Origin of the sequence: Mariprofundus aestuarium (genome assembly GCF_002795805.1) — a bacterium.
In the GTDB taxonomy this organism is placed as follows: domain Bacteria; phylum Pseudomonadota; class Zetaproteobacteria; order Mariprofundales; family Mariprofundaceae; genus Mariprofundus; species Mariprofundus aestuarium.
The window spans coordinates 2023861-2048648 of the sequence record NZ_CP018799.1 but is presented as its reverse complement, the minus strand read 5'-3'; the positions used below and the strand labels follow the sequence as shown (position 1 = coordinate 2048648).

24 protein-coding genes are annotated in these 24788 nt (G+C 53.7%); 10 read left to right on the top strand and 14 right to left on the bottom strand.

Going from position 1 to position 24788, the window contains the following annotated elements:
- Positions 1 to 5 precede the first annotated feature (5 nt).
- Positions 6 to 683 (bottom strand): SH3 domain-containing protein, encoded by a 678-nt coding sequence (locus Ga0123461_RS09885; protein ID WP_198507055.1) that lies wholly within the window; start codon positions 681 to 683, stop codon positions 6 to 8.
- Entirely contained in the window at positions 680 to 2398 is a 1719-nt protein-coding gene (locus Ga0123461_RS09880) for a CHASE2 domain-containing protein (RefSeq protein WP_100278181.1), read from the bottom strand. The genes Ga0123461_RS09885 and Ga0123461_RS09880 overlap by 4 nt, the downstream gene beginning before the upstream one ends.
- A gap of 251 nt (positions 2399 to 2649) precedes the next feature.
- On the opposite strand from Ga0123461_RS09880, the gene tal reads away from it, so the two are divergent.
- Entirely contained in the window at positions 2650 to 3600 is a 951-nt protein-coding gene (gene tal, locus Ga0123461_RS09875) for a transaldolase (RefSeq protein WP_100278180.1), read from the top strand.
- Positions 3601 to 4107: 507 nt separating this feature from the next.
- Here tal and pgl read toward each other — a convergent pair.
- The 7 genes from pgl to Ga0123461_RS09840 form a co-directional block, all read right to left on the bottom strand.
- Entirely contained in the window at positions 4108 to 4815 is a 708-nt protein-coding gene (pgl, locus tag Ga0123461_RS09870) for a 6-phosphogluconolactonase (RefSeq protein WP_100278179.1), read from the bottom strand.
- Positions 4793 to 6313, bottom strand: a complete 1521-nt coding sequence (gene zwf / locus Ga0123461_RS09865; RefSeq protein WP_100278178.1) for a glucose-6-phosphate dehydrogenase — start codon at positions 6311 to 6313, stop codon at positions 4793 to 4795. The genes pgl and zwf overlap by 23 nt, the downstream gene beginning before the upstream one ends.
- Complete coding sequence (gnd, locus tag Ga0123461_RS09860) at positions 6310 to 7230, bottom strand: phosphogluconate dehydrogenase (NAD(+)-dependent, decarboxylating) (RefSeq protein WP_100278177.1); 921 nt, start codon at positions 7228 to 7230, stop codon at positions 6310 to 6312. Before gnd ends, zwf begins: the two co-directional genes overlap by 4 nt.
- Positions 7231 to 7422: 192 nt before the next feature.
- Positions 7423 to 8925 carry a helicase HerA-like domain-containing protein gene (locus tag Ga0123461_RS09855; protein WP_100278176.1) on the bottom strand — a complete coding sequence of 501 codons (1503 nt, stop codon included), beginning with the start codon at positions 8923 to 8925 and terminating at the stop codon, positions 7423 to 7425.
- Positions 8926 to 9028: 103 nt separating this feature from the next.
- Positions 9029 to 10066, bottom strand: a complete 1038-nt coding sequence (locus Ga0123461_RS09850) for a coproporphyrinogen III oxidase (protein ID WP_100278175.1) — start codon at positions 10064 to 10066, stop codon at positions 9029 to 9031.
- Positions 10067 to 10147: 81 nt separating this feature from the next.
- Positions 10148 to 11281: a carboxynorspermidine decarboxylase gene (gene nspC, locus Ga0123461_RS09845; RefSeq protein ID WP_100278174.1), complete on the bottom strand. Its 1134-nt coding sequence runs from the start codon at positions 11279 to 11281 to the stop codon at positions 10148 to 10150.
- A 3-nt stretch (positions 11282 to 11284) separates the two neighbouring features.
- A complete protein-coding gene (locus tag Ga0123461_RS09840; RefSeq protein ID WP_100278173.1) occupies positions 11285 to 12499 on the bottom strand; it encodes a saccharopine dehydrogenase family protein in 1215 nt (404 codons plus the stop codon).
- 167 nt (positions 12500 to 12666) lie between these two features.
- On the opposite strand from Ga0123461_RS09840, the gene speB reads away from it, so the two are divergent.
- Together speB and ppnP are read left to right on the top strand one after the other, a co-directional pair.
- Complete coding sequence (gene speB / locus Ga0123461_RS09835) at positions 12667 to 13500, top strand: agmatinase (RefSeq protein ID WP_100278172.1); 834 nt, start codon at positions 12667 to 12669, stop codon at positions 13498 to 13500.
- Positions 13501 to 13538: 38 nt separating this feature from the next.
- Positions 13539 to 13820, top strand: a complete 282-nt coding sequence (gene ppnP / locus Ga0123461_RS09830) for a pyrimidine/purine nucleoside phosphorylase (RefSeq protein ID WP_100278171.1) — start codon at positions 13539 to 13541, stop codon at positions 13818 to 13820.
- Between the two features lie 33 nt (positions 13821 to 13853).
- Here ppnP and Ga0123461_RS09825 read toward each other — a convergent pair whose 3' ends face one another.
- Complete coding sequence (locus Ga0123461_RS09825; protein ID WP_100278170.1) at positions 13854 to 14699, bottom strand: 23S rRNA (adenine(2030)-N(6))-methyltransferase RlmJ; 846 nt, start codon at positions 14697 to 14699, stop codon at positions 13854 to 13856.
- Positions 14700 to 14818: 119 nt separating this feature from the next.
- Here Ga0123461_RS09825 and Ga0123461_RS09820 point away from each other — a divergent pair, with 119 nt between their 5' ends.
- The 4 genes from Ga0123461_RS09820 to Ga0123461_RS09805 all read left to right on the top strand — a co-directional run bounded on the left by Ga0123461_RS09820 (position 14819) and on the right by Ga0123461_RS09805 (position 16483).
- Entirely contained in the window at positions 14819 to 15274 is a 456-nt protein-coding gene (locus tag Ga0123461_RS09820; protein ID WP_100278169.1) for a MarR family winged helix-turn-helix transcriptional regulator, read from the top strand.
- An 11-nt stretch (positions 15275 to 15285) separates the two neighbouring features.
- Positions 15286 to 15759, top strand: coding sequence for a hypothetical protein (locus tag Ga0123461_RS09815; RefSeq protein ID WP_100278168.1), 474 nt, complete (start codon positions 15286 to 15288; stop codon positions 15757 to 15759).
- 68 nt (positions 15760 to 15827) lie between these two features.
- On the top strand, positions 15828 to 16061 hold the full coding sequence (locus Ga0123461_RS09810) for a YgaP family membrane protein (RefSeq protein ID WP_100278167.1): 234 nt from the start codon (positions 15828 to 15830) through the stop codon (positions 16059 to 16061).
- Between the two features lie 5 nt (positions 16062 to 16066).
- The gene (locus tag Ga0123461_RS09805; protein WP_100278166.1) at positions 16067 to 16483 is read left to right on the top strand and encodes a hypothetical protein; all 417 of its coding nucleotides are present in this window, start codon (positions 16067 to 16069) and stop codon (positions 16481 to 16483) included.
- Positions 16484 to 16521: 38 nt separating this feature from the next.
- Here Ga0123461_RS09805 and Ga0123461_RS09800 read toward each other — a convergent pair whose 3' ends face one another.
- Positions 16522 to 17415, bottom strand: coding sequence for a DMT family transporter (locus tag Ga0123461_RS09800; RefSeq protein WP_100278165.1), 894 nt, complete (start codon positions 17413 to 17415; stop codon positions 16522 to 16524).
- Positions 17416 to 18166: 751 nt separating this feature from the next.
- On the opposite strand from Ga0123461_RS09800, the gene Ga0123461_RS09795 reads away from it, so the two are divergent.
- Positions 18167 to 20533: a Tex family protein gene (locus Ga0123461_RS09795; RefSeq protein ID WP_100278164.1), complete on the top strand. Its 2367-nt coding sequence runs from the start codon at positions 18167 to 18169 to the stop codon at positions 20531 to 20533.
- 211 nt (positions 20534 to 20744) lie between these two features.
- On the opposite strand, the gene Ga0123461_RS09790 is transcribed toward Ga0123461_RS09795, so the two are convergent.
- Entirely contained in the window at positions 20745 to 21572 is an 828-nt protein-coding gene (locus Ga0123461_RS09790) for an NYN domain-containing protein (protein WP_100278163.1), read from the bottom strand.
- A gap of 93 nt (positions 21573 to 21665) precedes the next feature.
- On the bottom strand, positions 21666 to 22523 hold the full coding sequence (locus tag Ga0123461_RS09785) for a CvfB family protein (RefSeq protein WP_100278783.1): 858 nt from the start codon (positions 22521 to 22523) through the stop codon (positions 21666 to 21668).
- A gap of 165 nt (positions 22524 to 22688) precedes the next feature.
- Here Ga0123461_RS09785 and Ga0123461_RS09780 point away from each other — a divergent pair, with 165 nt between their 5' ends.
- Both Ga0123461_RS09780 and rplS read left to right on the top strand, forming a co-directional pair.
- On the top strand, positions 22689 to 23231 hold the full coding sequence (locus Ga0123461_RS09780) for an RNA methyltransferase (RefSeq protein ID WP_100278162.1): 543 nt from the start codon (positions 22689 to 22691) through the stop codon (positions 23229 to 23231).
- 43 nt (positions 23232 to 23274) lie between these two features.
- Positions 23275 to 23643 carry a 50S ribosomal protein L19 gene (gene rplS / locus Ga0123461_RS09775; RefSeq protein WP_100278161.1) on the top strand — a complete coding sequence of 123 codons (369 nt, stop codon included), beginning with the start codon at positions 23275 to 23277 and terminating at the stop codon, positions 23641 to 23643.
- Between the two features lie 74 nt (positions 23644 to 23717).
- On the opposite strand, the gene Ga0123461_RS09770 is transcribed toward rplS, so the two are convergent.
- Entirely contained in the window at positions 23718 to 24788 is a 1071-nt protein-coding gene (locus tag Ga0123461_RS09770; RefSeq protein WP_100278160.1) for a two-component system sensor histidine kinase NtrB, read from the bottom strand.

Below are 24788 nucleotides of genomic sequence, written 5' to 3'. Positions count from 1 at the left end.
CCCTCTCATTTCGGAACCGCCAGGTAATTGAACGGGCGCGAAACAAGCTTGCCCTGGGCTGCGAAAGAAGCCGCCTCGGGTTTGCTGCTGGCGTAGGACTCGGCCAGCTTGACCTCCGCCTCATTGAACCGGGCCGCCTGAAGCTCCTCCTCGTTCAGTCCCCGGATGCCGGTGGTGGCGACCACTTTGCCGGTTCCGGCGCGCCCTGAAGCCAGCCCCAGCACTCCATAGGCGCTACTGCCTTTGGATGCTTCACCCTTGCGGATGCTGAGCATGCGAACCCAGCCGTTACCCTTCTGGCTGTTAATCTGAAACCAGCCACCATCCCTCTTGAGGATATCCACTTTGTCGTCGGTTGCCAGTCGACCCACGACATTTGCATCGCCGAATGGCTCTGCCCTGATGTCGTCGGCCTTGATCGCTGCACCACTTTCACTGGTGGCTGGGGTGCTGCTGGCAAAGGCTTTGGCTAGAGGTTGTGGAGTAGGGGATAGCGGATCCTTCTTCACCGCCATGGTAGAGTTCGCCACCTTTGCGGCTGGCCCTGCAACAGGTATGAACGGCTGATTTTCAGCCACTGGTTGTATAGCTGTCGGCTGCGGTGGCGCTTCGGCCTGGCAGCCCAGCAGGGTGGCCAGCAACGCAATCATAAGAATAGTTGGAATATGCATATTATTTCTCATTGAATCCTCTCACCTGCTTTCTCCTGCCCGTCCCACTCCAGTAGTGCCTCAGCGAACATCAGGCGCCAGCCTGCCGGAGCCGCCTTGCCACCTGCAATGAGGCCGCGATGGATGAAGTGCCTCGCCGCATTATCGGGCAGGTCAAGGTGCCGCTGCAATGCCACTGGCATGGCAGCCAGAAGCGCATCAATATCCCGCTGAATGGCGGCTAGTGCATCCTGGTCCTGCACCTGTGCAATCCATGAGATGGCCAGTGTATGCTCGAAGAGTTCCCATATCCCTCTCTGCTCGCCGTTGATCGCCTCTACACTCTTGGGTTGCCTGCCCACCTTTTCCAGTTCGTTACGGACCTTCTCTAGGTCGCTATGGCGGATCACATGGCGCACGTTATCAAGCCGGATCAGCAGCAGCGTGGCCTGCAGCTCTCCACTGCACGCAGTGGCCGCACGTACCATGTTCTGCAGTAGCGCCTTGCCGGTTGCCATGGCGTAGAGGCGGGCGAGTGTGAAAAATGCCAGCCCGACCGTTACAGGGCCGGTGAGATTGATGTAGGTGTTGGTCAGGTTGATGCTGGCGTAGGTGATGGTGATCAGGATCAGCTGTGACAGACCGAAGAGGCGGTCGATCTTGTCGCGGCCGGTATTGCGGTAAAAGCCCCATGCCGTTAACCAGATGATTAGCAGGGTGATCAGCAGGTACCAGATACGGCCCTCCGGAAAGCGCAGTGCATCGTCATGTTTGAAGTTGTCGATCGCCGTGGCGAGGATCTCCACGCCGGGGAACATGCGGCTCATCGGCGTTGCCTTGATATCGAACAGGCTGGGGGCTGTCGATCCGATGATGACAATCTTGTCTCTGAACTCATCCTGGGGCCGTGTTTTCTCTTTCCTGCTCATGTCCGTAAAAATGTCGCTGAAACTTACATAGTGGTAGGTGAACGGCTTGCCGCGCCAGTTGAGCAGCACCTGCTGTGCATCCGGCTTATTCCAGCCAAATTCGGATGCGATGCGTGACGGCAGTGTCGGCAGCCTCCAGCCATAATCCTTGCGATAGACATTGTAACGGCGTGCCACGCCATCTACATCCGGGTAGATGTTGTGCAGTCCAAGACGGCCTCCATCGATGGCGGACTGGAAGTGTGGCAGCACTATTGCCATTGTTGCATCCCCATCCGGCTGTGTGTCCGGCAGCGCTGTGACGCCGGGAATCATGGTCGGCTTAATCTGGCTCAGATGGTCGCTGGCGGGATCAAGGCGCAGCATCGGAAAGAAGGTGTTGCTGCTGGCTGCAATGGCGGCCTCGAAATAGGCGTCGCTGTCGGGGTTATAGATATCCGCATCACTGAACAGGATATCGAAGACCACTGCTTTGGGTTGTTGCTTCTCAACCTGCTCGAGGAACTCCCCGAGCACCTGGCGCGGCCATGGCCAGCGCCCATAATCTGCGGCCATAGCTGCCAGACTAGCCTCATTGATGTCTACGATGATGATGGCGGGGTCGGGTTTCGGCACCACAATACGGTAGCGCACCATGGTATCGAACGCCGTCTGGCGCATCTCGCTGGTCACATGCAGTACGGTGGCATCAAGCACAGCGAAGATGCTGAACAGGCCGGCAAGGTAGAGGTAAAAGCTGTACTTCAACAGTTGTGCGATGCGCTCGGCGAGATGGGTGCGCATGTTGAGAAGTTGACCGATAAGACGTTTCAATTGCATGGGCGGTTCCGACCCCTCTCTTAGTTATGTTACAGGCTGGCAGACGATGCCGGCTTTAGCGATAGCTTCTGTATGGGGCATCACCTTCTCCTCCAGTGATATTTGTACTATAGCTTAAACCAGCAGCGTTGAGAATGGCTGCATCTCTGCTAGTGAAGCCTGCCGCGGCTCTTCCACTCTGCTATAATAAAGCAACGGACAGCGGGTACGTTACCCTCGAATGCGTCTGTTGAACGTGAAGGAGAGGTGCTATGGAGACAAGACTTGAACAGCTTCGCCGGATGACAACGGTTGTTGCCGATACCGGTGATATCGAGGCGATCCGTAAATGGCGCCCCGTTGATGCCACCACCAACCCCTCCCTGCTGCTCAAGGCGGTAAGCCAGCCGGAGTACGCCCACTTTATCGATGAGGCACTGGTCTGGGCCAGGGGGCAGGGAGGTGACCATGCAGGGCTGATCGAGGATGCGGGTGATATGCTGGCAGTGATGATCGGTCGCGAGGTGCTGGATATAATTCCCGGCCGTATCTCTACCGAGGTTGATGCCCGTCTCTCCTTTGACTGCGATGCCACCGTAAGCCGTGTGCACAAGCTGATCGATCTCTATGCCGCTCACGGCGTAGGAACTGAGCGTGTCCTGATCAAGATCGCCTCCACCTGGGAGGGGATACGCGCCGCCGAGCAGCTGCAGCGCGATGGCATCAACTGCAACCTGACACTGCTCTTCTCGATGGCACAGGCGCGTGCCAGTGCAGATGCAGGGGTGTTCCTAATCTCCCCCTTCGTTGGCCGGATCTTCGACTGGTACAAGGCAAAAAGAGGCCTTGATTACACCGCCGCGGAGGATCCGGGTGTGCAGTCGGTGCAGAAGATCTACCGCTACTACAAGCGATGCAATTACCCGACAGAGGTGATGGGGGCGAGTTTCCGCAATATCGGCGAAATACTTGAGCTTGCAGGCTGCGACCGATTGACGATCAGCCCGGCGTTGATGCAGGAACTGGAGATCTCCTGCGATGCGGTGGAACGCAAACTCCTCGATGATGGCACACGGACTGAGCGAGAAGAGCCTCTCAGTGAGGGGGAGTTTCGCTGGCAGCTCAACGAGGATGCCATGGCCGGTGAAAAGCTGGCCGAAGGCATCCGCAGCTTCACTGCAGACCAGCTCAAGCTGGAGGCCATGCTTTCAGCCAGAGCCTGAAAAGATGCTGCGAATGACTCTCTCCTATAGGGACTGGAAAAATAGAAAAGAAAAGGCCTGCCAGAAAGGGAGGAGGGGCTGGCAGGCCTTTGCCGTCGTGTCGCTGCTCTGGTTTTGTAACCTATAAATACTGAACCCTTTCAAGTAAGGGGGGCGCCGCATCCCGGTATCAGGTATCCCAGTTCAGGGATTCACACAACCTGGGTATATAAGCTCCCATTCAGCATACATCGGCCCAGCTTTATAAGTCACAAAACTAGAGCAGCGAGCTGTCGCAAATCTATAAGCATATTTAGTGCCAAACGTGTCATTGCACTGGTTTTGTGACCTATAAATAGTGAATCATTTAATAGTAAAGGGGGGCGTCCCGGTATCAGGCACTTCGGTTTAGGGGTTCATACAAACCTAGTTTAAAAGTCCCCATTTAGCATACATCGACCTAACTTTATAAGTCACAAGGCCAGTACAACGAACTCATTATATGCGAAGCAAGCCGTTGCACTGCACTCACGCTCTTATTTGCTGACACTGTGTGGGAGCTTCGCCGCATAGGCCGGCAATGGCTGCCTCATCAACGAACCATACTGCCTCACCAATCATGGCCGCTGGCACCTCCTCGCCGGCAAGAATACGAGCCAGAGCCTCTCGTTTCTCCTTACCTGCGGCTATGACAACGCGTTCATCAGCTTCTCTGATGCAGTTCAGGCTCAGAGATACCCGTTGTGCAGGTGGTTTCGGGGCATGATGAACAGGCACTGCCCGGTTTTGCATAGCCAGAGCTGAATTGTCAGGAAAAAGGCTGGCTGTATGACCATCCTCACCAAGCCCCAGCAGCACAATATCCAGTCGTTCAATGTGGCTCAGTTCTTTAGTGTACTGTTGGGCAGCTGCTTCCGGGCCGAGCTCTGCAGTAATGCTATGCAGTTGTGCCTGCGGGAGAGGCAAACCTGCCAGCAGCACCTCTTTGACCATTGTGTCGTTACGCTGCGCATCACCTGCCGGCAGGCAGCGCTCATCGCTAAACCAGAAGTGCAGGCGTGACCACGACAGATCCATGCCGCGCAGCAGTGCATAGAGGGCTCTGGGGGTGTTGCCGCCAGCCAGTGCCAGATGACAGTGCTCACGCTGACTTAATACCGCCGCGATACGCTCGGCAATATATTCAGCAGCCTGCCGGGCAAGCGCGTGTGGATCAGGTGCTTTTCGAATATCCATGCTGGTGATGCTCCGAGAGGTCACGCCAGCAGCCCACACACCCCTGCATCATGGTTTCAATTTCAGGGATATCCCAACTGCCCGCCTCATAGAATCGGATGCTCTGTTTCTGCTTCCAGGCATCCATCACTGGGGTGACGATGCGCCATGACTCCTCAACTTCATCGGCGCGGGAGAAGAGCGCGTTCTGGCCGAGCAGGGCATCGTGAAGCAGTGTCTCATAGGCCTCCGGAGAGTCCGCGCCTGCCACGGCATAGGGCGCATCCAGTGCCAGCTCACGCAGCTGGTCGTTCAATCCCGGCAATTTGGCATTGAGCAGGTAGACCATTCCCTCGTCGGGATGCAGGCGGAAGATCAGCTCATTTTGCGGCAGTTGGCTACTACTCTCGGAGAAAAGATTCATCGGTGGCCGTTTAAAACGGATAGCGATTTCAGAGACACGATTGGGCAGTCGCTTGCCGGTACGTAGCAGGAACGGTACATCCTGCCAGCGCCAGTTATCGATATAGAGTTTGATAGCGGCAAAGGTTTCAATCGTGGAGTCCGGATCAACTCCGGGTTCATCGCGGTAGGCCGGAATGCGTTTGCCTTCAACTGTACCACCAGCGTACTGGGCACGAACGGCAAATTCACTGACCCGGTCAGCCGGAATCGGACGTACAGCTTTGAGCACCTTTACCTTTTCATCACGCACGGCATCACCATCAAGGGAGACCGGTGACTCCATGGCTACCAGTGTCATCACCTGAATCAGGTGGCTCTGAATCATATCAATCAGTGCGCCGGCTTTTTCATAATAACCAGCCCTGTACTCTACCCCCAGACTCTCGGATACGGATATCTGTACATGATCGATATAGTTGCGGTTCCATAGCGGTTCAAACACGGTATTGGCAAAGCGGAATACCATCAGGTTCTGTACACCCTCTTTACCGAGGTAGTGGTCGATACGGTAGATCTGCCGCTCCTTCATATGTTCGCGCAGGGTACGATTGAGTTCTCTGGCCGAGGCGAGATCACTGCCGAATGGTTTCTCGATGACGATACGGCGAAAGCCACTGCTCTCATTCAGCAGCCCTGCTGCATTGAGGTTGGAGGCAACTCGTTCATACCACTCAGGAGGAATGGCCAGATAGAACAGGACATTGGTTTTACCATCGGCGCTGATCAATGTTTCCTGCAGCCGCGTATAGGTCTGAGCATCGGAGAGATCACCAACTGTCAGTGCCAGCATGTCGCTGATTGATTGCCATGCGGCCGTATCACTCAGGCAGTCGGGGCGAAACTGCTGCAGTGCGTCATGCACATAGCTGCGCCAGTGATCAATATCCCATTCATGATTACGCACAATACCTGTGATGCGTGAGTTCGGGGCAATCAGGTTCCAGTGGTGCATGCGTGCCAGTGCAGGCAGCAGTTTGCGTTTGGTCAGGTCTCCGGAAGCACCGAAGATGACAATGTTACAGGGTTCAGGTTGCGGAACTGACGTGCTGTTCATGGTTTCTCTGCCGGTTTGATAGGGTGGCCACCGAAACCGGCGCGCATGGCATTGACGACTTTTCCTGCAAAGGCGTTCTTCTGCCTGCTGCGAAAGCGCATCTGCAGCGCCAGCGTCAGCACCGGTGTTGGAATACCGAGATCTATCGATTCATTGATGGTCCAGCGTCCTTCACCGGAGTCATCCATCCAGTCGGATAGGCTGGTTAGATCACCATCCTGCTGCAGTGCATCGGCTGTCAGGTCAAGCAGCCATGAGCTCACCACCGATCCCTTCTGCCAGACCTGAGCGATCTGCTGCAAATCAAGGTTAAATTCTGATTTTGCCTGCATCAGCTCGAAACCTTCAGCGAAGGCCTGCATCATGCCGTACTCGATGCCGTTGTGGACCATCTTGACGAAGTGACCTGCTCCAACAGGGCCGACATGCGCCCAGCCTTTGCCACTATTGGCGGCAAGAGCAGTCAATGCAGGTGATATGCGATCAATGGCTACATCGCTGCCGCCGATCATCAGGCTATAGCCGTTCTTCAGGCCCCAGATGCCACCGGAGGTGCCACAGTCGGCGAAGTGGATACCGTGACTTTCAAGTTTGAGGGCACGTTCTTGGCCCTCTTTGTAGTTGGAGTTGCCGCCATCAATAATCAGGTCACCGGACTCAAGGCCAGCCTCCAGAAGCGCCGTAATCGTTGAGTCGACAACCTGATGCGGCACCATCAGCCAGATACTGCGCGGCGCAGGCAGCGTGGAGATCAGTGTTGTGAAGTTGACTACCGGGGTAATCTCATGGTGGCCGGCTGCAACGGCCTGTGCTGTATTGAAATCAATATCGAATGCAGTCACGGAATGTCCGGCCAGTGCCAGCCGTGTTGCCATATTGCCACCCATTCGACCCATTCCCACCATTGCCAGTTGCATATGCCACCTCTTTTACTTGTTCTTTGCAGCGATATCATCTGCCTTTTTGAGCGCCTATGCCAGAGGCTGTGATGGTTAAGGGTACTCAGAAAAGGTCAGGGTGTCCGTGCAGGCCATGGGCGGCCTGATCGTTTCAGGACAACTGCGTGTGCGTTGGATTCAGAGACTTAAATCATGGCTGCAGGGTTTCCTTTACTTGCCGCCGAGCAGCGAGCCGAGCAGACCGCGCACAAGCCTGCGGCCTATGGCACCACTAATGGCTGTGGTAACCGAACGCGCTGCCGACTTCATGATGGTTTCAGCCATCGTATCGCGAGGTCGTCCGGGAGGCCGCTTGGGTGCAGAAGGTTCACGCATGGTCTGTTGCTGTTGTTCCGCTTTGGCAGCCATTTCGCGACGCGAGACCTCTTTGGCCCGTGCTTTGAGTAACTCGTGCGCTGATTCCCGATCGATGGACTCCTCATAACGGCCGCCTACCGGCGAGCGTGATATCATGGTTGCCCGCTCCTCGCTGCAGGCAGGGCCGATACGCGATTGCGGCGGTGCGATGAGAATACGTTCCACCTGCGTGGGTGCACCTGTGCCATCAAGCGTGGAGACCAGCGCTTCACCAATCCCAAGTTCAGTAATCACCGTGGCGGTGTCGAGTTCAGGGTTCGGACGGAATGTTTCGGCAACTGTTTTCACTGCTTTTTTGTCCTTCGGCGTAAATGCTCTTAATGCATGCTGTACGCGCATGCCCAGCTGGCCGAGCACACTTTCGGGGATATCAAGCGGACTCTGGGTCACAAAGTAGACGCCGACCCCCTTAGAGCGGATCAGGCGTACAACCTGCTCCACCTTGTCGAGAAGTACCTCCGGTGCGCCGTCGAAAAGCAGGTGCGCTTCATCGAAAAAGAGCACCATCTTCGGTTTGTCGGCATCCCCGACCTCCGGCAGGTTTTCAAACAGTTCAGCCAGCAGCCATAGCAGGAAGGTTGCATAGAGCTTGGGCGATTTGGAGATCAGTTCAGTGACATCCAGCAGGCTGATCACCCCCATGCCGGAGAAATCCACCATCATCAGGTCGGATAGCCTCAGCGCGGGCTCGCCAAAGAAGTTTTCGGCACCCTGTTCTTCAAGAACCAGTAGGCCGCGCTGGATGGCACCAATGCTGGCAGATGAGATATTACCATAGTCCGACTTCAGCTCTTTAGCGTGCTCGTTCATCCACGAGAGCATTGAGCGCAGATCCTTCAGGTCGAGCAGCAGCAGCCCCTGATCATCGGCGATGCGGAAGGTCGCATAGAGTACGCCGCTCTGTGTATCGTTCAGATCCAGAAGGTTTGAAAGCAGCAATGGCCCCATGTCGGAGATCGTTGTGCGCACCGGATGGCCTGTGCGTCCGAAGATATCCCAGAACAGCACCGGATTGCCGCGCTGGCTATAACCATCAATGGCAATCTCACCGATACGGCGGTCAATCTCCTTGTGTGGTCTACCCGCCTGTGAAATGCCTGAAAGATCGCCTTTGATGTCGGCCATGAATACCGGAACGCCGATACGAGAGAATCCTTCGGCAACCGATTGCAGTGTCACGGTCTTACCTGTACCGGTTGCTCCTGCGATAAGGCCATGGCGGTTGGCCATGCTGGCATCGAGTGTGACCTGATGCTGATTGGCTCCGCCAATCAGAATGTGGGGTGCGTTGCTCATGATATCCCTCCTTCTCAATAGTCAGCAGAAAGAATGTAGCGTAGTCTATAAGTGCTGCATCGTGAAGAGGGCTGGTGATTACATCATTCTGCTGGATTCTGAATCAGCTGTGATTTTTCACCGTGGATGGGATCGTATTGCCGGAGGCCTGCATCTCGATCGCTTCGGGATAGGTGCGGTAGTGGTTACGCACCACCGCTGCCAGCCTCTTTTTCACAGCTTCATCCACAAGTGCTGGTTTGCTCTCCGGCAGGGCAGCAACCAGCGCATTAAGAAGCTGATGCTGGGGTGGCTGCATGCGATCAATCCAGGAACGTAACAGCTGACGATCCACATAGGCAGGCAGTGAACCCATGATGCCGACATCGTTCTGATTGTGAACCAGCAGGCCGGTGGTGGTGCCGCGATCAAGTGTCAGGACTTGGAAGAAATAGAGGGTGTGGTAGGCAAGTTGTGCAGCCTGCTGCTCGTCACTGGCCTTGTCGCTGCTGCTCAGTGCCTGAGTCAGGATATCGAGGTAGCTGTCAATTGATGCCTCACCAACGGTTCTGGCCAGCGCGTAATCGGCTGCGGCATCATCTGTGGCGTAGTTCTCCAGATAGAAGTGGGCAACACCGCGATGGCGTCCGAGTGTCGGGATATAGAAGTAGCGTTCACCCTGGGCGATGCCTTCTTCATATAAAGCCGGAGCGGCCTTTTTCATGGCGTCGAAGAACTGTGCAGTATGTGCCTTGTTCTCATTGGATGGGTTAAGATCCGCCATCATGCGCCAGTAACCTGCACCGCTCTTCATCTCGGTCCAGCTGATATGAATATGCACCGAAGGTGCCAGCGGATTGCACGGGTGGATGATTGTAGAGATGGCTGAGGCTGAACCCAGCTTCTTCTCCGGATTATCATCATAATGCACCTGCGACACATTTACCGAGCCGCGTCCGAAGAGATCGCCATCGGCGGTTTCAAAGCGGATGCCGCCGCCGTGACTACCCTCATCGCGGAACCATTCGACAGGCGAGAAGCGTTGTTCGCTGCCCAGATCGGCAGCCAGCTTCTCAAGCCCTGCTACAAAGCGGGCTTGCAACGATGAGACCAGTTCGTGTGCACGGGTGGCATTGTCAGACTTGGCGGCTATACGTTTCATCTCTTGGCATCCTTGATTCATTAAGTGAAGGGGAACTATGGAGTGCGGTGACGCCACGTTCAACTACGAAGGTTCTGTGGTTTACGACAATCGGTCGCGGAAATCCTCGTAGGTGAAGCGGCGTACCAGTTCAAAGCTGTTATCGGTGTGCCAGATGCCGATATCGGGATGACGCACGCCGTTGAACATTGTCGTTTTCACCATCGTATAGTGGATCATATCCTCGAAAACCAGGCGCGACCCAATCTCCAGTGGCCTGTCGAACGAGTAGTCGCCGATTACATCGCCAGCAAGGCATGAGGTGCCGCCGAGGCGGTAGGTGTGCCCCTTATCACCGGCCTTGCCAGCATCGGTGATGGTTGGACGATAGGGCATCTCCAGTACGTCAGGCATATGCGCGGTTGCTGAAATATCGAGAATGGCCACATCCAGTCCGTCGGTAGGCACGATATCGAGAACCGATGTAATCAGCGGGCCAGTGCGCCAGGCGACGGCACCGCCTGGTTCCAGATAGACCTTCACCTTCCAGCGCTCCCTGAATGCTTTGATGCGTGCGATGAGTTTGTCGACATCGTAACCGGCATGGGTCATCAGGTGGCCACCACCGAAATTAACCCACTTCAGCCATGGGATGTAGTCGGCAAACTTCTCTTCAAAGGCATCAATCAAGGCAACAGAGGAGTCGGCCAGGTTCTCACACAGCGCGTGCGCATGCAGTCCCTCGATACCTGAAAGCTTGGCCCCTTTAAGGTGTTCGGGACGCACACCCAGACGTGAACCAGTAAAGCAGGGGTTGTAGAGATCGGTATCAACCTCTGATATGCCCGGATTGACTCGCAGGCCGCAGGAGACACCGGCCTTTATCGCCTGCTTGCTGAACCGCTGCCACTGATTCACCGAGTTGAAAACGATATGCCCGGCCAGCGAACAGACCTCATCAAACTCATCTTCACGATAGGCGGCAGAGTAAATATGGCTTTCGCCGCCGAACTTCTCATCGGAGAGTTTTAGTTCGTAGAGGGAGCTGGCCGTGCAGCCCGGCAGGTATTTCCTGACCAGGTCGAAGGTGGACCACATGGAAAACCCTTTGAGTGCCAGGATGATCTTGCAGCCGGACTCCTCCTGCACGCGTTTGAGCAGTTCGAGGTTGCCAATCAGCCTCTCCTCCTCCAGCAGGTAGCAGGGGGATGGGATCTGGTTCAGGTCAAATGACAACGGTTACTCAGGAAGGGCATCGACGTCGATGTCGGTTTCAATATCGGTCCACGGCAGGCCGTGTGTATTCAATGCTGCCATGAATGGATCGGGATCGAACTCCTCCATGTTGTAGACGCCCGCCTTCATCCAGTGACCCTGAATCATCATCATTGCGCCGATCATGGCTGGCACGCCGGTGGTGTAGGAGACGCCCTGTGCGTTGGTCTCCTTATAACACTCCTGATGATCACAGATGTTGTAGATGTAACGGGAGAGTGGCTTACCATCCTTGAAACCTTTGACGATAACGCCGATATTGGTTTTACCGACAGTGCGCGGCCCTAGGCTTGCTGGATCGGGCAGCAGTGCTTTGAGGAACTGAATCGGCACGATCTCGCGATCCCCGAACATAATAGGCTCAATCGAATCCAGCCCGATATTGCGGAATACCTCGAGGTGTTTCAGATAGGCATCGCCGAAGGTCATCCAGAAACGCATGCGTTTGACGCCTTTGAGGTTGACGGAGAGTGATTCCATCTCCTCATGGTAGAGAAGGTACATGTTCTTTGGCCCTACCTGTTCAAAATCAAATTGCTTTTTGAACTGCATCGGGGCGGTTTCGACCCATTCGCCATTCTCGAAATAGCGACCGTTGCTGGTTACCTCACGAATGTTGATCTCAGGGTTGAAGTTGGTGGCAAAGGCATAGCCGTGGTCGCCACCGTTGCAGTCAAGGATGTCGACATAATCCATGCTGTCGAAGTGGTGCTTCTGCATATAGGCGGAGAAGACATTGGTTACGCCCGGATCAAAGCCGGAACCAAGCAGTGCCATCAGTCCCGCTTTCTCAAAGCGTTCACGGTAAGCCCACTGCCAGCTGTACTCGAACTTCGCCTCATCCAGCGGTTCATAGTTGGCGGTATCGAGATAGTGGACACCGGTCTCTAGGCAGGCATCCATGATGGTCAGGTCCTGGTAGGGGAGTGCGACATTAATGATCATGAAAGGTTTTACCTGCTTGATCAGTTCAACCAGTTCGGGAACGTTATCGGCATCAACAGCTGCAGTTTCAATCTTGCGACCGGTTTTCTCACGCACTTCCAGCGCAATCTGGTCGCACTTGCTTTTGGTGCGGCTGGCCAGCCAGATATCGGAGAAGACATCCTCATTCTGGGCGCACTTGTGTGCCACTACGCGTCCGACGCCACCAGCGCCGATAATCAGAACTCTTTTCATGGTAGGCTCCTCTGTCCGAACTTACAACTTACCCCTTTCCGGGCGGATGGGAAAGCTAATGCCGGATTAGAGTTACGACTAGAACTTGTTAACATAAAATTCACAGCCGGCACCCTGATTATATGAATCATCTTTTCGCTGGCCCCTGTTCGGTCTAAACTCGCGCCATGTTCGATTTTACTGACCGGGATCTGAAAGAGCCCCACGACATCCGCATCATTGGAGCGCCGTTCGACGGTACTGTCTCATTTCGTCCCGGGGCCCGTTTCGGCCCGGCCGCGATTCGTGATGCCTCTGATGGTGTGGAAACCTATTCGCCTTTTCTCGATATCGACCTTGAAGGTGTCCACTACAGCGACATTGGCGACCTGGAGTTGCCAATGGGTGATGTTGGCGCTGTGCTTTCAATTATCCGCGAGGCGGTTGAAGAGTGCCTGGCAGATGATGTGACACCGTTCCTGCTTGGTGGCGAACATCTGGTCAGCCTGCCTGCCATCGAGGCTGTTTTTGAAAAGTATCCCGACCTGGTGGTGGTGCAGCTCGATGCTCATGCTGACCAGCGCGACGACTACCTCGGTGTAAAGCTGTCACATGCCTGCGTGATGCGCAGGGTTTCGGAGTTGATCGGCGATGGCAATGTGCGTCAGCTGGGTATTCGTTCCGGCACACAGCGTGAATATGAGCTGATGCGCGGTTTCGGCACGTTGAGCACCTTTCGCGATGATGATCTAGATGAGCTGGTTGAGTGGATCGGTGAGCGACCTGTTTACCTGACCGTTGATCTCGATGTCTTCGACCCGGCATGTTTCCCCGGCACAGGCACCCCTGAGCCCGGTGGTATCGACTGGTGGACCTTCCAGCGCTTTATCAAGGTGATGCAGGGCTGCGATATTGTAGGGCTTGATGCGGTTGAGCTTGCGCCACAACTTGACTCATCCGGCTGTTCATCCGTGCTTGCAGCCAAGGTTGTGCGCGAGATGCTGCTGATTCTGAAAGGCTGATATAACGCTCTTAAATCTATCTCACAAAAGGAAATACCATGTTTAAAACTAATGAATACTTTGACGGTAAAGTGAAATCGATCGCGTTCGAAACAGCAGAGGGCCCGGCTACCGTCGGTGTGATGGCTGCCGGTGAATATGAGTTCGGCACCTCGACTAAAGAGATCATGTCGGTCACCTCAGGAAGGCTTGATGTGAAGCTGCCTGGGTCTGTTGACTGGGTTGCATGCCATGCGGGCGATGAGTTCGTGGTTGAGAAGGATACTTTCTTCAGCGTGCGCGCCATTGGCCAGATCGCATACCTCTGCCTCTATAAATAAATGAAAGGCTTTGAAAGCAGGGGACTTTAAACGCTATTCGGGAACGAGCCATCCGAAATGTTTATTGCCTTTGCCTTCGGTCAGGTGATCACAGATCCAGTTGAGTGACTCCTGCATGGCCTGTTGCGCATGCCAGGGTGCATTTACGATTAACAAGCCTGAACCGGACATCTGCATCTCGGGAAAGCACCCTCCGCAATCCAGCTCTACCCTGAGAATCTTGCGGATACCGGAACGCTTGAGCTCTTTGAATAGATCGTTGTGGCGTTCAGCTGGAAGTAACGGGTACCAGATCACGTAGACGCCGCTAGCAAAACGGCGGTGCGCCTCAGTAACGGCTTTGGCAATATCACGATACTCATCCTTGACCTCGTAGGAGGGGTCAAGAAAGATCAGGCCGCGTTTTTCTTTTGGCGGCAACAGTCCTTTAATGGCTTCAAAGGCATCGCGTTTATGCAGGCTGAACCTGCGACTGCTGTTAAAGCTCTGTCGCAGTCCTTCGAACTCCTGCGGGTGCAGATCGCATGCAGCAAGGCGGTCAAACTCACGTGTCATGGCGTGAAGCATGGCGGTGGAGCCGGGAAAACGTACAAAGCCGCCATCCACATTTTCCGATGTAATCAATGCGAACCAGCGTGCTACACCTTCCGGTGTCTTGTAGTGGCGCAGTGGCCAGAGCTTGCCGACGCCGGTGTCAAACTCCCTGTTTTTCAATGCCTCTGGTGAATCCAGGTCGTAGATGCCGCGGCTGGCAAAGGCATCCAGGAGAAAGAGTGGCGTCTCTTTTTTCTGCATGCCTGCGACGAGATCGCCGAGAATCACATGTTTCAGAACGTCGGCATGATTGCCGGCATGGTAGGAGTGCTGGTAACTGAGCATGGCAGTATACTGAATAGCGGCGGGGCTATTGGAAAGAGATGTTGCTTCACATTAAGTGCAAACAACAACAGTTGCAATATACAACCAAATGCCTAGTATGCGGCAAACAGGAGAACAAGATGGGTGAATCGATACTGGATTTTCAACTTGAGCAGGCCATCGGCCTGAATGTGAATCGTACGGCATTTCTGATGACTGAAGAGATATCCCGCAGGTTTGCAGCCAGCGGCTATCCACTTTCGGCCCAGGACTTCGGCATTCTGTTTCGTTTGATGAAACAGGGGGCGATGACACAGGTGGAGATCGTTCAGTTATTGATGCGTGATAAAACCACCATTACCCGCCGTATCGACGGGCTGGTGAAGAAGGGGCTGGTTGAACGTAAGCCCTGTCAGGAAGACCGGCGCTGTTTCCGTGTTGCTCTAACCACAGAAGGGGAGCTGGCGCTGGAGGTGATGATCCCGCTGGTGCGTGACTTCCAGCAGGAGGTGCTCAGCGATATTCCTGACGACGAGAAGGCAATTACCATCAGAACACTGAAATCAATTTCAGAACGACTGCTTAAAATCAGATAATGGAGATACACATGAAAAAAACAACACCACACTGGATCGCAATCGGCCTGCTGGTTGCAGTCCTAGCTGGCGGCATATTTAAATTTGTAGTGCTTGGAAGTACTGAGAAAGGAGATGATGGCCGAACGGCTGTGATTCTTGAGCCAGCCGAGCGACAGGCTGTACTGGAAGAGATGCGTTTGTTGCTGGAGACCACACAGACTGTGGTTGAGGCGCTGGCAAATGATGACCTGGCAGCAGTAGAGGCTGCGGCACGTCCAATAGGCAGCGCAGCGATTGCCACGGTGGATTTCAGGTTGCGTGCCAAGTTACCGCTGGAGTTCAAGAAGCTTGGATTCGGAACCCACTACGCATTTGATGATATTGCCGATATGGCAAAAGCAGGAGAGCCAGCCAAAGCGATTCAGCTGAAGTTGGTCGAGACGATGAACAACTGTATCGCCTGCCATGCAAGCTTCCAGCTTCCGGTAGCAAAACCCAATTGATCGCAGCGATAAAGATAAAAAGCACAACTGGCCAGTGGCCATAAAACTAAAAGAAGGGAGATTTCCTAATGACTACAGAAAGAGTAATTCGAATTATTGCAGGCTTTTTTATCATGCTCTCGGTGTTCCTGAGCTCGGTGTATAACGGCACCGTGTTGAATGAACCGACATGGCTCTGGTTTACACTGTTTGTAGGGGCCAATCTGTTCCAGTCCGGTTTTACCCGCTGGTGTTTGATGGAGAAGATCCTCATCAAGCTGGGTGTTAAACCCGGCGGTGCCTGCGGCAGTTGCGAAAGCTAAATCATATGAATCAGAGTCCATCAGTGACCAATAAAGTAATCACCTGGCTTGCTGCAACTGTAGCTGTACTGTTTGGAATCTTAACCATCAAATCCGGTGGTCAGGTGCTCTTTGGCGATGAGAGCTACAGGCTGGCAGCGGGAAATTATGTACCGTTCGTACTCTGGTTTAATTTCACTGCCGGTTTCATCTATATGATTGCCGGCATTGGCATTGCTTTGCGTAAGCCGTGGGCTGCCGGGGTCGCGTTGTTGATTGCTATCTCAACACTGCTGGTATTCGCAGCCTTTGGTCTGTATATATTTGCAGAGGGTGCATATGAGATGCGCACTGTTGCAGCGATGACACTGCGTTCAACGATTTGGACAGTGATATTCGTTTTGACCTACCGGCAGCTGATTCGTCGTTGGGATATCCAGTAGAATAAAGGCCCTGCATCATATGCAGGGCCTTTATTACATTAATAACGCAGGAAACGAGCTCTGATCCTTCCGGTCTGACTGCTGAATTCAAACACGGCAAGCCCAGAGAGAATCAGCAGTGATCCAGCCACGATATTTAGGGTCAGCGGCTCGTTATTGAAAAAGTGGCCAATCCCCAGCGCAACCAGTGGTGTGATCAGTGTCAACAGCGCCACCTTTGTCGCCTCCACCCTGCTCAATACATAGTAATAGAGTGCAAACCCCAGTACTGATCCAAGCAGGGCAAGATAACCTATTGCGCCAAGCGTACGCATCGAGAGCTCATCCGGCAGCTCTGCTCCGGCAAAAAACCAGGTCAGCAGGAACAGTGGAGCCGCAAACAGCAGTCCACCACTGGTCATGACGATGGCAGGTACGTTTGCATCAATACGTTTAATCCATACCGCACTGGCGCAGTGAATACTCACCGAGACCAGCATGCCGAGCACACCGAGTGATGCCTGATTATTGAGGCTGAAGCTGGAACCGAAGATGATTGCCAGTCCCAGTAAGCCGGTCAGCATGCCAAACAGCCTAGAGCGGGTAAGCTTCTCTTCCTCCAGCCACAACTGCGCCATCAGGGCAGTGAAAAGCGGGGAGAGCCCGAAGATCACCGAGATCCAGCCGGTCGGTATGAACTGTACAGCCCAGTAGGCGCTGATCATACCGCCATAGATACCGATGGCACTGGCAACATAGGCGAGCTTGGCACGACGATGCCATACAAGTCCGGAGCCGAGCAGGGCGGCAACAATCAGTGCCAGCACGGCACCGACAAGCATTCGGCTGGTAACACCGAATACAAATCCGACCTCTTCGCTGCTCCACAGAATAGCCAGCGGGGTGGTACTCCAGATTATAATGACGCCTATATATGCCGATGGCACAGACATGACACTCTCCTCTCTATGATATCTACTCTGTCAGGTTTAAGGGGGTGTCCGTGACCACGTGTTGATAAAAAAAACGGCCACGGATGATTCAAAACCCGTGGCCGTTGCAGCAGTAGTAACTTTCTTTAGTTAGTCAGAACGGTCCGGGCACAGGGATTCAATTCGGCGGGCGACTAGCCAACCAATCGGTGCAATCTTCTTCTGTGCAAAGTGCCTATTCATAGAGTGGTAGAATGGGAGGCGATATGTTTCCGTCAACAGGATGGAGTCCCTGTGTGGCGAAATGATTCATAGAGGGCATGCCAATGGAGATAATTCGTGAGTAGAAACGAAAAGGCCTGCCGGGGAGGGGAGGGGTGGCAGGCCTTCGTTAAGTTGTTGATAGTAGTATAGTCGTGACATCGCCTAGAAGCAAATTACACCTGTCGATAGTGTGGTATTGCATCCTGACAGTGTGCGAATGGCCAGAGTTACCCGGCACGATCACAATATAAAATAATCTTCATGGTCGGTTCATGGGGAGCTAACACGCAGGTTGCATTGTCCGCTTTGTCCGGAGCGGATCACCCTCCCTCCCCTCCCGATTCCTCCGGATATAAATTCTCCTCCTAGAGAATTGTGAGGCCCCGGTTAACGCCGGGGTCTTTTTCTTTGCTGCCCCATTTCATTCTGAAAATCTGGCTATAAACTGCCGCCAACTTCGGGGCCGCCGAGAAAAAAGTTTCCACACTATTTTGTTTCAGGAGAAACCATGCGAATTGAGCTGCGTATCGCTAAAGAACTGGGCGTGAACGAGCTGCAGATTGTGGCCGCTATCGGGCTTCTTGATGGCGGGGCAACCGTGCCGTTTATCGCCCGCTACCGTAAAGAGGTGACCGACGGACTCGACGATACGCAGTTGCGTTATCTAGAGGAGCGGTTGCGTTACCTGCGCGACCTTGAAGCGCGCCGTACCACGATCCTTAAATCAATCGCAGAGCAGGAGAAGCTGACCCCCGAACTGGAGAAGGCGGTCAAGGCGGCTGCAACGATGGCGCGTCTGGAAGACCTCTACCTCCCCTACAAGCCAAAACGTCGCACCAAGGCGCAGATTGCCCGTGAGGCAGGACTTGAGCCACTGGCCCACACACTTCTGGCCGATCCGAAACAGGATCCTGCAGTGTTGGCAGAAACATTTATCAATGAAGAGCACGGCATCGACAGTGCTGAGGCAGCCCTTGATGGGGCGCGTCAGATTCTGATGGAGGAGTTCGGTGAAGATGCCGATCTGATTGGTCGTCTGCGTGACTACCTGAGCAAGCATGCGGTAATGGTCAGCTCCGTGATTGCTGGTAAAGAGGAGGAGGGGGTCAAGTTTACCGACTACTTTGACTACCATGAGCCATTGAAACGGATTCCATCGCATCGTGCACTGGCACTGTTCCGTGGCCGCAATGAGGGTATTTTAAGTGTGAAGATGATGGAAGATGCTGCAGAGCATGTGTCATGCGCTGGCCACTGCGAGTCGGCTATCGCCAGTCACTTCAGGATTAGAGAGCAGGGTCGGGCTGCCGATGGCTGGTTGCTGGAGACGGTGCGCTGGGCGTGGAAGGTGAAAATTTTCATGCGCCTAGAGCTCGATCTGTTTGTTGAATTGCGCCAGAAGGCGGAAGAGGAGGCGATCAAGGTGTTCGCGAACAACCTGCGCGACCTTCTGCTGGCCGCACCTGCCGGGCCGCGAGCCACCATGGGGCTTGATCCCGGGCTGCGTACCGGTGTGAAGGTGGCTGTGGTTGATCCGACCGGCAAGGTGCTCGATACCACCACCATCTACCCGCATGCCCCGGCCAGGCGTTGGGATGAGGCGATCGCGGCTCTGGCTGTACTGGCCGACAAACATCACGTTGATCTGGTCTCTATCGGCAACGGTACGGGATCCCGTGAGACCGAGGCGCTGGTGAAGGAGTTGCGCGAACGCTTTGCGCAGCTGCACCTCACTCAGATAATGGTCTCCGAAGCGGGTGCATCGGTCTACTCGGCCTCTGCGCTGGCAGCCAAAGAGTTTCCGAATCTTGATGTTTCGCTGCGCGGTGCGGTCTCGATTGCCCGTCGACTGCAGGATCCGCTGGCGGAGCTTGTGAAGATTGAGCCGAAGTCGATTGGTGTCGGCCAGTATCAGCACGATGTCAGCCAGAGTTTCCTTGCCCGAACCCTTGATGGCGTGGTGGAGGATTGCGTGAATCGTGTCGGCGTCGATATCAACACTGCCTCTGTGCCGCTGCTGACGCATGTGGCGGGCTTAAGTCGTTCGATGGCTGAAAATATTGTCAGCTTCCGCGATGAGCGGGGGGCATTCAGCAATCGCAAGCAGGTCCTCAAGGTGCAGGGCATCGGGCCGAAGAGTTATGAACAGGCAGCGGGATTTCTACGCATTATGAACGGAGATAATCCGCTGGATGCTTCGGCCGTGCATCCTGAGGCCTATCCTGTGGTCGAAAAGATTGTTGCTAAAACCGGCAAGCCTGTGGCTGAGTTGATGGGTAATCGCGAGTTTCTGCAGAAGCTCAATGCTGCCGATTTTGCGGGTGACGGGTTCGGTGAGATCACCGTTTCCGATATCCTTCTGGAGTTCGAGAAGCCGGGTCGTGATCCGCGTCCGGAGTTTAAAACGGCGAAGTTCAAGTCGGGTGTAAAAGAGGTGCGCGACCTGCGTGAGGGGATGATTCTTGAGGGTGTGGTGACCAATGTGGCTAATTTTGGTGCATTCGTTGACATCGGCGTACACCAGGATGGGCTGGTACATATATCAGCCCTTACCAATCAATTTATTGATGACCCACGCAAGGTGGTGAAAACTGGCGATGTGGTGCAGGTGAAGGTGCTGGAGGTGGATGCCAAGCGTAAACGCATCTCCCTGACCATGCGCATGGATGACCAGCCGGGCACCAAGCCTGAAAAAACAGTCCGTTCAGAAGCAGGGCGTGGAGAGAAGAAGCGTGATCCATCGCGGCCTAACAAGGTCCGTCCGAGCAGGCCGAAAACAGCCAAGGATCAGGTGAAGCGGCAGATGGAGAAGCAGAAGAAGCAGCCGCAAAATGCTCTGGCAGCAGCCTTTGCCAAAGCGATGGGCGGCAAGTAGTGCTGTAGGGGGATTGGCTGCAGCAGTAAGCATGAAGTTATTTTCATGGTTGATTCATTGGGGGGTCATGGGGCCGCCATAAATTACGTGTTGTCCGGAGTGAATTTTCCAACCCCTCCCTCCTAATTCCTCCGGATATAAGTTTTCCTCGTGTAAAGATGTGCAAATGTGGCCCCGGTTCCTCCCGGGGCCTTTTTTATGCCCTTAAGGATTACTCGTCCTGCGAGAAGCTCTTGATGATGTAACCGCCGGATTTTTCATCCAGTTCCAGTTCAAGCAGGCCGCGCTTCTGCGCCTCATCCAGTAGCTGGCCGAAGCTGCGAAAGCCGTGGTAGCTCTCCGAGAAGCCGGGCTGTCTCCGCTTCAGTGTCTGCTTGACCATTGAGCCCCATACCTTCTCCTCCTCACCGCGCTCCTTGAAAAGGTCCTCCAGTGTAGCCATCACCAGATCGATCCCCTCCTGTTTCAGTGCATCGGCATCTTCACCTGTACCCTCGTTTGCAGCTTTGCTCTTTGGCTTGGCGGAGGAACGTTTGCGCTTGGCCTTGCCTTTTGTTTCGGAATCGCGCACCAGATCATCATAGTAGATGAACTCGTCGCAGTTGGAGGTGAGCAGGTCGGAGGTGGAGTTTTTAACGCCGACGCCAATAACCACCTTGTCGTTTTCACGCAGCTTGGAGACCAGTGGTGAGAAATCGGAATCACCGGAGATGATGACGAAGATATCGACATGTGCCTTGGTGTAGCAGAGGTCGAGCGCATCAACGACCATACGAATGTCGGCAGAGTTCTTGCCACTCTGACGAACATGCGGGATCTCAATCAGTTCGAAGGAGGCCTCATGCATAGGGGCTTTGAATTTCTTGTAACGTTCCCAGTCACAATAAGCCTTTTTTACGACAATGTTGCCTTTAAGCAGCAGTCGCTCCAGCACCTTCTGAATATCGAATGCGGCATATTTTGCATCCTGTACGCCGAGTGCGACATTCTCAAAGTCGCAGAACAGCGCCATGCTACGGGTATTGTTTTTGTCACTCATAAAGCCTCCGAAGGGGGGTTGCTGTCCTTATTATAGCAGTAAAGGGTTGTGATAATAATGGTGGTCCAATGAGTAACGACTTTGTTGCGGGGCTTACTTTTTCATCGCCCAGGTATCTTCCTGCAGGCGGATGCCGTCAGTGTCGATGCTGATTTGCTTCTTTCTATAGAGTGAACCAACTGCCTTTTTGTACATCTTTTTGCTGATGCCGAAACGTTGCTGAATCTCTTCCGGCGAACTCTTGTCAGTAGTGGGGATGAAGCCGTCGTTTTTGCGCAGTGAGCGCATGATCAGCTGTGAGATATCATCGGTTTTTTCGCTGGCTTGCAGGTGCAGGCAGATGTCGATGCGACCATCGTCGCGAATCTTCTTGATAAAGCCGGGCATGCGCTGACCCCGGCTGAGCGGGCGAGCTACCTCGTTGTGATGGAGAAGGCCCCAGTAGGTATCGTTGACGATGACCTGATAACCGAGCTCACTTCTGTTGGCGATAAAGATCGTAACCGCTTCGCCCTCCTTTAACTCACCCTCCGATTCCCGGTAGAGGAAATCGTCCAGACGGGCGGAGCCAACGATGCGATCACTATCCTCATCAATATATATGCGTACCACGTAGGACTTATCCTCCTCCATGCGTGGTTTCTGTTCGCCGAATGGCACCAGCAGATCCTTCATTAGTCCCCAGTTCAGGAATGCACCCATGTTGTTAACAGAGACAACCTTCAGCATCGCGAACTCACCGACCATGGCAATCGGCCTCTCGGTGGTGGCAATCAGGCGATCCTCTGAATCGCGATAGATGAATACCTCAAGCTCATCGCCGATATTGCACGGGACCGGTACATAACGGATCGGCATCAGAATCTCGCCCAGCTCTCCACCGTCGAGATAGACACCGAAATCCAACTCTTTGACAACTTTTAGCCTGTTCAGGCGACCGATATCTGTCATAAACACATCCCTGTTGAAGAATAGGGCGAAGGTACACTGAAAGTGAGGATGCTGCATCGAAGAGTTCCACATCCCAGCCAATGCTTGCCACTCACATATCATTCTCCTGCGCTTGTTGCTATTAATCTGCTTTTCGCGAGAGGGGTGAGCGTTTAAGCTGCCGCCATGCCTCTCTCCAAGAATGAAGTCGCCGTCGCGCTGGTGCATCACCCGGTCCTGACCCGCACGGGGGAGACGGGCACTACCGCCATCACCTCTATTGATGTTCATGACTTTGCCCGCAGCTGCGCTTTTTATAGTGTGGCGCCGGTTTACCTTGTGCACCCCGCAGACGGCATGCATGCGCTGATCCATGATATGACTGACTACTACTTGAATGGTGCGGGAGGTGAGCGCAATCCCAATCGCCGCGAGGTGTTGCAGGCGATCAAATGTGTTAAATCATTTGAGGAGATTCCGGGGCTGGATCAGTACAAGCTCTGGTATACCTCAGCGACGCCACCGGAAGGGATGGTTATTGACCCGTCAGAAATCCCTAAACTGGATGGAAAGCACCTGATTGTGTTTGGAACGGGCTGGGGTCTGGATGCCAAAAACATGCCAGATGCAAATGGATGGTTGTCACCGATAGAAGGTGTCGGTAAAGTGCGCCACCTTTCTGTACGGGCCGCCTTGGCGATTTATCTGGATCGCTTGAAAATAGGTTGAAAAATATGGGCCTGACAGAGGTTAAGTTTGGAGGCAAAACAAGATGCGTGCACTGGATGATATAACTAAGGATCAGCTGCGTGATGATATTCCGTCTTTCCGTGAGGGCGATACCGTCCGCGTAAACGTACGTCTTATCGATTTCAAAGACACCAAGAATGGCGTGGTAAAAACCGAGCGTCTGCAGGCGTATGAAGGTGTTGTGATCGCACGTCACAACAACGGAATCTCCAGCAGCTTCACCGTTCGTAAAATTTCCAACAATGTTGGTGTTGAGCGTGTGTTCCCGCTGCACTCCCCAATGTTGGAGAGTATTACAGTGGTTCGTCACGGCCGTGTTCGTCGTGCCAAGCTCTACTACCTGCGCGACCTGCGTGGTAAGGCTGCACGTATTCGCGAGCGTCGTTACTAAGACCGGACAGGTTGTCGTGAGGCAGAAATATTTAAAGGGGAGCTTCGGCTCCCCTTTTTCTTTTTACGCTCTTTTTATGGCAGTGTGGGAAGTGTGATTTTAAAGGTGGTTCCTTTTCCGGGGCAGCTATCTATGTCGATCCGACCATCGAGGTCTATGACCGCACCGTAAATGTTGGCTAGCCCTAGCCCTGTCCCTTTGTCAGTCTTGGTGGTGAAAAAGGTTTTGAAGGCATTCTGTTTGACCTCTTCACTCATGCCGCAGCCATTGTCCCTTACGCTCAATACTGCTTCGCCTTCCGTTTCAGCAGCTGCTAGTGAGAGGGTGATCTCCGGGGTTTCCACTCCGGTAACAGCATCGTTTGAATTGATCACTAGGTTTAAAAGAATCTGATCTATCACCGTGGAAGTGGAGTGGATGAAATGTTCCTCTTTATCAATGTTCAGCGAAAGCTGGATCTCCTTTGGTAGTATCGAATTCAAAATCGGCTGAAAGTTTCCGACCGTTTCATTCAAATTTAATCGGGCAGCTTCGGGAGCCCCTTGTTGAAGATAAGAGAGCAGACTTCTTAGTATGCTGGTGGCAAGAGTCGCTTGTGCATCGATATCATCCAGATATTTATGTGCGTTTCCTTCCGGGCACTTTCGAGCCTGGTGGCTTGAGCTGTAAATGACCTGAAGGACGTTGTTGAGGTCATGGATTATGCCGCTGGCAGTTTTGCCGATTGTTTCCAGTTTTCGGGCATGAAAGAGTTCTGTCTCCATCTTTACAATGACCCGTATGTCGCGAATGGAGACTAGGGTCATTTTTTCATTTTCGGTTTCGATGGGATCTAAGCTGACCAGCAGAGGGATTGGATTGTTGTTTTTATCAATCCCTTCCAGGCGCATGGAGGAATTCATTATTCTGGGTGCTGGATTGTTAATGTAGTCAGTTGAATGTTTTTTATGTTGCTTTCTGTGCTGCTCAGGTATCAAGACTGAAATGTTGGCGCCAATAAGTTCGGGTGTTTTATAGTCGAATATCTGATGTGCAGCCTGATTAGCAAAAGAGATGGTCATATTGTGGTCTACCAGCATGGCTCCATCATGTAACTTTCCGAGCACAGGCAGAAGCCCCGACAAGTTGAATGTTTCTAAAGGCAT

Coding starts and splice junctions, on each gene's coding strand:
- tal (WP_100278180.1), top strand. CDS start 2,650: ATGGAGACAAGACTTGAACAGCTTCGCCGGATGACAACGGTTGTTGCC.
- Ga0123461_RS09805 (WP_100278166.1), top strand. CDS start 16,067: ATGAATCAGAGTCCATCAGTGACCAATAAAGTAATCACCTGGCTTGCT.
- Ga0123461_RS09815 (WP_100278168.1), top strand. CDS start 15,286: ATGAAAAAAACAACACCACACTGGATCGCAATCGGCCTGCTGGTTGCA.
- Ga0123461_RS09800 (WP_100278165.1), bottom strand. CDS start 17,415: ATGTCTGTGCCATCGGCATATATAGGCGTCATTATAATCTGGAGTACC.
- Ga0123461_RS09780 (WP_100278162.1), top strand. CDS start 22,689: ATGCCTCTCTCCAAGAATGAAGTCGCCGTCGCGCTGGTGCATCACCCG.
- rplS (WP_100278161.1), top strand. CDS start 23,275: ATGCGTGCACTGGATGATATAACTAAGGATCAGCTGCGTGATGATATT.
- Ga0123461_RS09785 (WP_100278783.1), bottom strand. CDS start 22,523: ATGACAGATATCGGTCGCCTGAACAGGCTAAAAGTTGTCAAAGAGTTG.
- Ga0123461_RS09790 (WP_100278163.1), bottom strand. CDS start 21,572: ATGAGTGACAAAAACAATACCCGTAGCATGGCGCTGTTCTGCGACTTT.
- Ga0123461_RS09880 (WP_100278181.1), bottom strand. CDS start 2,398: ATGCAATTGAAACGTCTTATCGGTCAACTTCTCAACATGCGCACCCAT.
- pgl (WP_100278179.1), bottom strand. CDS start 4,815: ATGGATATTCGAAAAGCACCTGATCCACACGCGCTTGCCCGGCAGGCT.
- zwf (WP_100278178.1), bottom strand. CDS start 6,313: ATGAACAGCACGTCAGTTCCGCAACCTGAACCCTGTAACATTGTCATC.
- Ga0123461_RS09820 (WP_100278169.1), top strand. CDS start 14,819: ATGGGTGAATCGATACTGGATTTTCAACTTGAGCAGGCCATCGGCCTG.
- gnd (WP_100278177.1), bottom strand. CDS start 7,230: ATGCAACTGGCAATGGTGGGAATGGGTCGAATGGGTGGCAATATGGCA.
- ppnP (WP_100278171.1), top strand. CDS start 13,539: ATGTTTAAAACTAATGAATACTTTGACGGTAAAGTGAAATCGATCGCG.
- speB (WP_100278172.1), top strand. CDS start 12,667: ATGTTCGATTTTACTGACCGGGATCTGAAAGAGCCCCACGACATCCGC.
- Ga0123461_RS09825 (WP_100278170.1), bottom strand. CDS start 14,699: ATGCTCAGTTACCAGCACTCCTACCATGCCGGCAATCATGCCGACGTT.
- Ga0123461_RS09855 (WP_100278176.1), bottom strand. CDS start 8,925: ATGAGCAACGCACCCCACATTCTGATTGGCGGAGCCAATCAGCATCAG.
- Ga0123461_RS09770 (WP_100278160.1), bottom strand. CDS start 24,788: ATGCCTTTAGAAACATTCAACTTGTCGGGGCTTCTGCCTGTGCTCGGA.
- Ga0123461_RS09795 (WP_100278164.1), top strand. CDS start 18,167: ATGCGAATTGAGCTGCGTATCGCTAAAGAACTGGGCGTGAACGAGCTG.
- Ga0123461_RS09850 (WP_100278175.1), bottom strand. CDS start 10,066: ATGAAACGTATAGCCGCCAAGTCTGACAATGCCACCCGTGCACACGAA.
- Ga0123461_RS09840 (WP_100278173.1), bottom strand. CDS start 12,499: ATGAAAAGAGTTCTGATTATCGGCGCTGGTGGCGTCGGACGCGTAGTG.
- Ga0123461_RS09810 (WP_100278167.1), top strand. CDS start 15,828: ATGACTACAGAAAGAGTAATTCGAATTATTGCAGGCTTTTTTATCATG.
- Ga0123461_RS09885 (WP_198507055.1), bottom strand. CDS start 683: ATGAGAAATAATATGCATATTCCAACTATTCTTATGATTGCGTTGCTG.